Raw genomic sequence first — 2,942 nt, forward strand, 5'->3', positions numbered from 1 at the left:
GCTTTTTCAGAGATTCATACTCAGCAGGATCAATGGTAGCAGGAAGATCGCCAGAGCCACCGCCACTTCCGCCGCCATCACCTTCACCACCGTTTTCTTGATTCATCAAATGCCATTTCAATTTCATGCACGCTCCTTGTTAAAAAGTGATGTTATAACATATCATTTAGTATCTTTTAAAAAATCACAATCCTGCTCGCTCAAATGCTAGAGGTTCAAGCTTGCGCATAGCCTCAAGGTTCAAAGGCTCAAAATTGCGACCAATATTCAATTCTGCAAAACGCTCTGCACTCAATCCACCCTCACGTAGTAATTTGCCGCGCGTTGGGCCTATAACAGAATCCTGGAATGATTTGCTCTGTTTCTTCAACCACGAGTAATAAGTTTCGTTAGCATCGACGCTGATTACCTCGCCATCTTCATCCCGCGCAGCTCTTGTCGCATCCTCATCCAATATGCTAAAGCGAGAATCAATAACAGCTGAAGTGGTCGTGCGGCATAAATGATGGTAGGGAGGCATTGGCGCTTTGCCCACAGGGAATATCTTTGAATCTAGAGACCGGCAAAGATTGGAATTATGCGCAACAATGCCGTGAATAGAAAAGCTGTGATCCAATTCAACTTCAATATCATAAACATCTATTGGATCATCGAGATTTATGATTTCAACTGATTCTACTCGAACAATATTCATAGAAATGAAATAACCTTCTGCATAGGATTATTCTTCCTGTATTGCCATTCTGTTTTCATATGGCACGATTTGCACAATGTCTCCAAATTATTCAAATTATTAGCTTTACTATTATTTCCAGAAAATTGCCAGATTGGTATTTTGTGATTCACTTCAAGACCGCTTCCTGTTTTAAGTTTATGATCCATTTCGGTAATACCACACTTCAAGCACTGATAATTATCCCTTTCTAATACTTTCTTTCTTATCCTAGACCACCCCGCTCCTCTATAACCTCTATTGCTGGCTGGCGCTCCTCCTTGCCAATTAGGATGATTGCTCCCAGAAAATGCTAGGCTTATTTTCTTTTTGCGCTCTTCGTTTTTACTAATCCATTTCAGATTGCATTCTTTGGAGCATGTGTGCCTAGAATTCACACTTATATATTTTCCGGTAGATTTTCTAAAAGTTATTGGAGTAAATACAGTTCCACAACAAATACATTTTTTAGGACTCGCCCTCCTTGCCAATATTCTGCAATCCCATGAGCAATATTTGCTTGCGTATGACCCAGTCAGATTCTTTGTTAATTCTTTATTGCAATACCCACAATTACCATACACATTCTTAGTGATTGCTGACCTATAGTTGTCATAACACGATCTTGAACAAAATTTCTTATCGCTTTTACTGCCATCCCTTCTTGTTGAAAAACTTTTGTTATCAAATTCTTTTTTACAAAAAAAACAAGTATGCTTTCTATTTGATCCTCTGTTATACAAGCCAGCTCTTATAGCCACCAAATAACAAGCTTTAGAACAGAATTTCCCAACTTTACTACTATGTGATTTAAATTGCTTACTACATGTAACACATATACAATTCAGCATAGCCATATAATCATTCCCTTAAAATGGTTTATGGTTAGGGGTGCAAGATGCCAACACATCTTGTTTCCCCGTTTATAATTTATTAGGCAGCTCTTCTCCAGAAAGCAAATATTGTGCTTCCACCCACCCTCTGTTTGTCCAGATTAAATGGTCATCTGTGCAAATAATAACTTTTCCATTACTGAGTTTTAGTTTACATAATCTTTTTGATTTGGCTTTTGTGTCAGCCATCACACGTCTAATTATACCACTCCCGCCGATTACAAAATCACCTTTTCTTATTGATTCTATTGGCCTTTCTCCTGAAGGAGTGTTGATTAACGACCCCTTTACTAGGCATGTCCTTGAATCCAGTGTCGCAACGATCTTAACACCCTTGATAATATCCCTATTCCTATCCCACGTTGCAAACCTGGCTTGACTTGATACATGCTGTAAAGCCGTCCGAGTTATCAATTCAGCATCGCGTTTTGATAACGCCATCAACCCATCGGTATATCTAGCCTTTGCTGTGCCTCTGATGCGCTGGATTACTTGCTGCGTAGTCTGACCTTGCGCGAATCCTAGCCTGATGGCACCTTCCACGCGCTTGATAGTGCTATCGGGCAGGCCGCGAAAAAACTGGTCAAGTAACGCACCATTATTGATCCCCTCCACCGACAACGGTCTGGCAAATACCGCTGCACTAATCTGCGTTTCTGTTGGCAACACAAACTCGTGATTGATCACAACACGGTCAAGCGCTTTTTTCTCAAATTCCGACTCGTATTTAGCTGCTTCAATCATGCTGTCACGCCACGTCTTTTCGTAATCGTCATAGACTTCCTTGATGATCTCACGTATAAGAGCCAGTTGCCTCTCAAGTCTTGCTCGCGTGAACAGCGTCAAATCTGACTTTGATAACTGCTTTCTCAAATCCTCGTCGAGCAGCTTCAAGAATTCGTCGAATGATTTTACCTCGTGCGATTTGAGTCTTTCGTAATGCGCCTGATGTCGCGACGCTATTTCGATCAGTTCGGATGACGGTGTTGGCATAGGTTACGGCAAGATAAAAGTTCTTACTTCGCCGCCAGTCCAGCAATCTCTATTCATCGTGGCTTTCACCGCTCCTTCGGCATGATATCCGGCATCCATGAATGCGAGTGCAAATTGCCCGCCAGAGCCAATAGCATACGAATGCTCCATTCTTAATGGAGATTTCCAGCAAACGCCTTTTTCATCCACAGACGACCTATACAAGATACCGCCCTGGAAAACAATAGCCTCAACGTCAATATTCTCATTTTTATCTTCCTTACCCAGGTAGACATTAATAAATGATTTGTAATCAGCAACAGTGCCGCTTAAGAAGAATACCGCGCCATCAGATTCTATCTTCT

The 2,942-nt window shown here is 41.3% G+C and carries 4 protein-coding genes; all 4 read right to left on the bottom strand.

Going from position 1 to position 2,942, the window contains the following annotated elements:
- Positions 1–184: 184 nt before the first annotated feature.
- Positions 185–694 carry a hypothetical protein gene (locus tag J5I83_RS04205; RefSeq protein ID WP_304053527.1) on the bottom strand — a complete coding sequence of 170 codons (510 nt, stop codon included), beginning with the start codon at positions 692–694 and terminating at the stop codon, positions 185–187.
- Entirely contained in the window at positions 691–1,569 is an 879-nt protein-coding gene (locus J5I83_RS04210; protein WP_304053529.1) for an HNH endonuclease, read from the bottom strand. The genes J5I83_RS04205 and J5I83_RS04210 overlap by 4 nt, the downstream gene beginning before the upstream one ends.
- Before the next feature lie 66 nt (positions 1,570–1,635).
- Complete coding sequence (locus J5I83_RS04215; protein WP_304053530.1) at positions 1,636–2,598, bottom strand: hypothetical protein; 963 nt, start codon at positions 2,596–2,598, stop codon at positions 1,636–1,638.
- A 3-nt stretch (positions 2,599–2,601) separates the two neighbouring features.
- The coding region (locus J5I83_RS04220; protein ID WP_304053531.1) for a hypothetical protein at positions 2,602–2,942 on the bottom strand (341 nt) is incomplete at its 5' end.

The organism is Nitrosomonas communis, from assembly GCF_024102715.1.
Classification (GTDB): domain Bacteria; phylum Pseudomonadota; class Gammaproteobacteria; order Burkholderiales; family Nitrosomonadaceae; genus Nitrosomonas; species Nitrosomonas communis_B.

What these genes read in the sequence shown, in the direction of transcription:
- J5I83_RS04210 (WP_304053529.1), bottom strand. Translation starts at nt 1,569, where the DNA reads ATGGCTATGCTGAATTGTATATGTGTTACATGTAGTAAGCAATTTAAA.
- J5I83_RS04215 (WP_304053530.1), bottom strand. Translation starts at nt 2,598, where the DNA reads ATGCCAACACCGTCATCCGAACTGATCGAAATAGCGTCGCGACATCAG.
- J5I83_RS04205 (WP_304053527.1), bottom strand. Translation starts at nt 694, where the DNA reads ATGAATATTGTTCGAGTAGAATCAGTTGAAATCATAAATCTCGATGAT.